General features: G+C 73.1%; 1 protein-coding gene and 2 riboswitches. The gene reads left to right on the forward strand.

Going from position 1 to position 3,125, the window contains the following annotated elements:
* Window positions 1–2,493 (forward strand): phosphoinositide-specific phospholipase C-related protein (locus AC5LUJ_RS09735; RefSeq protein ID WP_493464802.1); only part of this gene is annotated, 2,493 nt, incomplete at its 5' end.
* A 108-nt stretch (window positions 2,494–2,601) separates the two neighbouring features.
* Window positions 2,602–2,703: riboswitch (glycine riboswitch) on the forward strand.
* A riboswitch (glycine riboswitch) is annotated at window positions 2,704–2,815 on the forward strand.
* Window positions 2,816–3,125: the final 310 nt, after the last annotated feature.

Below are 3,125 nucleotides of genomic sequence, written 5' to 3' on the forward strand. Positions count from 1 at the left end.
CCCGGAGCGGACGGCTCCGCAGCCGATTCGACGGCCGACACCGCAGCCGATTCGACGGCCGACACCGCAGCCGGCTCCAGGGCGGGCCCCCGCGAGGGGGATCTCCCCAGGCCCGAGGGCCACCCGCCCGAAGACCCCGCGGCGGCGGCCGAGGCTCACAGCGGGACGGGGCAGGCCCACGCCGGGCCGGCGGGTATCCCCGCGGAGGGCGCCTTCCCCGGGGCTCCTTTCCGGCGGGGCGGCCCGCGGCGGGCGACCGGCCGTGCCGGCCGCCGTCGGGGCGGTGGCCCCCGCCACGGCCGGCGGTACCCGTCGCGGGTGCGCCTGCTGCGGGTGATGGTCGTGCTGGTCGCGGCGTTGTGCTGGCCCGCGGTCGTCGCCCTGCTCACCGTGCACGCGACCGTGCAGCAGCCGGGCTACTACAAGCGGGCGCTCGCCGGCGCCGACGTGTACGAGCGTTTCTACAGCCAGGTCCTGACCGATCCGCAGATCGTCGAGATCTCCGGCCAGCTCTTCGCCGGCCTCCCCGTGGACCAGTCGCTGCTGACCGCGAACCTGCGGGTGGTCGTCCCACCATCGTCGTTGCAGGGCGTGGCCGCGGGCCTGGCGGAGCGCACCGCGGGCTATCTGAGCGGCAACGGCGACACGCTCTACCTGCGTATCGACCTGCGCCCGGTGCTGGCCAACATCTCCCAGCTCGCCAGCACCTACCTGGCCGACGAGATCTCGGGCGCCGGCACCTACCCGGTGGACGACGTCAGCCGGTTCACCGTCGGCCTGCTCGACGCGCTCGACCAGCTCTCCCAGGGGCGCCCGCCGGCATCCGTGCCGTCGATCGCCTCGGTCCGGCTCTCCGAGCGGCAGGCCGACCAGGTGGCGGACGCCGTCCTCGACCGGGTCGGCGGGCTGGGCGCGGGCGAACGCCAGGCCGTGCGCGAGCAGCTGGTCACGCTCATGCGGGCCGGTGATCTCACCTCGGCGCTGGCGGTCGCCGGCCCGCTGGTCTTCGACGGCGACGAGGCCGCCATCGCCGACCTGCGGCGGCGGGTCGGCGGTGGCACCAGCATCGACCTGGGGCCGGCGCTGGCCGGGCTGCCCGAGTCCCCGGGCACCATGGCGGTGCACGCCGTTCACGATCTCGGCGCGTCGGGGGTGCTGCTTGTCGCCGGCGGGCTCGCCGGTCTGATGCTGCTGGTGTTCGCGGCCGGGTTCGTCGTGACCGTCAGGCACGGCGGGTCGGGGTTCCGCCTGGTGCTGGCGGGGCTTGTCACGGCCGGGGCGGTCGGGCTTGCCACCGGAGGAGTGCTGACGACGCTGGTCGGTGATCCGCTCGCGGCGCTGACCGGCCCGTCCTCGTCACTGCCGGTGAGCGTGCGGGCGATGGTCGGCGACATCTCCTCGGGGCTGGCCGGCCAGGTCCGCGACTACTGGCTCGGGTTCGCGACGATGCCGCTGGTGGCCGCCGCCGGGGTCACGGTGGCCGCGTCCGCGGCGCGGATGCTGCTGCTCCGGGCGCATGCCCGCCGGCGGCGCTGGTGGACGCTGGCGGTCACCTCGACAACGATCGTCGGTCTGCTGTGGATCGCCATGCCGCTGCCGGTCACCCCGGCCGCCAGGTACTGCAACGGCTCCGAGCTGCTCTGCGACCGCCGCTACACCGACGTCGTGTACCCGGCGACACACAACGCGATGGCCGCCAGCGACGCGCGCTTCCTCGGCGCGGCCCAGGATCCGGACCTGATCGGCCAGCTGAACGCGGGCATCCGGGCGCTGCTCGTCGACGTCCATCACTGGACACCGCCGCAGGACGTCGAGGCCTTCCTCGCCGCCCTGCCGCCGGACCAGCGGGCCACCCTCGAGCCGTTCACCCGGGGCGCCCGCTCCAGCCGTCCGGGGCTGTGGCTGTGCCACAACATCTGCCAGCTCGGCGCGCTCGACCTGGAGACCGAGCTGACCCGGCTGCGGGCCTGGCTCGACGCGAACCCGACCGAGGTGGTGACCCTGATCGTCCAGGACGGGGCACCCGCGTCCGAGGTGACAGCGGCTTTCACCCGGGCCGGGCTCGGGCGTTACGTGCTCACACCCCCCAGGGACGCGGGTGGTGACTGGCCGTCACTGGGCTCGATGGTCGAACGGAACCGCAGGCTGGTGGTGCTCGCGGAGAACGCCGACGTCCCGGGCACCTTCTACCGGCGGTTCTTCCGGTACGCGGCCGACACCGCCCTGGACGTGTCCGGGCCCGACGGCTTCGACTGCCGGCCTGACCGCGGGCCGGGCCGGCCCGCGCCGATGCTGATCAACCACTGGATCACCCGGACGGCGAGCAGCCGCGCGGACGCGGCTGTGATCAACCGCCGGGCGTCCCTGCTCAGGCAGGTCGAGGCCTGTCAGCGGGCGCAGGGCCGGCTGCCGACGTTCATCGCGGTGGATTTCGCCACCATCGGTGACCTCGTTCCGACCGTCGCCGAGCTCAACCACCGTCAGAGCAGGTAGTATTACTCTCAGTGATTGCTGTTGCGGTGCGGAGCCATCACGGGCTGGCGGCTGGCGACCATCGACCGTAGGATTCCGTCCAGACGGACAACTGAACATCGATGCCGCTCACGCCCGCGCGGGAGAGTCCACGGCAGCTTGCGGTCCGTGGCGCCGAAGGAGCAAGACCTCCCCTATACACTCTCAGGCCGGAGAAACCGCCGGGCCAGGCAACTCTGGAAAGCGGACGTTCCGTGGCGTCCCGCCGACGGTGAAAGCCCACGCATATCGGTCGCGGGCCGATATGACGGGTGAAGCTCTCAGGCATACGTACAGAGGGGGAGGTCAGTCGCGGCCGGCGCGCTGCCGGGTCGCCCGATCTCTGGAGCGCATCGACCGTGCACATACCCGCCTCCTCTTCTGCTGGCGCAATATCCTCATCAGGCTCCTCATCGGGTGACACAGATGCTTCTGCTGGTACCAGCCGTGCGAACGGCAGCGGTGGCGTGAACGGCAGCGGTGGCGTCGGCAGCGGCGGTGGCGCCAGCCGCAACGGCAGCGCGGACCGTGACGGCAGCGGGAACGGCGCTGGCGGGCGGTCCGATGCCCTGGGGAGGCCCGACGCCCGCCGGCGGGTGACCGTGCCGGCATCG

The organism is Protofrankia sp. CiP1_Cm_nod3, assembly GCF_982290655.1.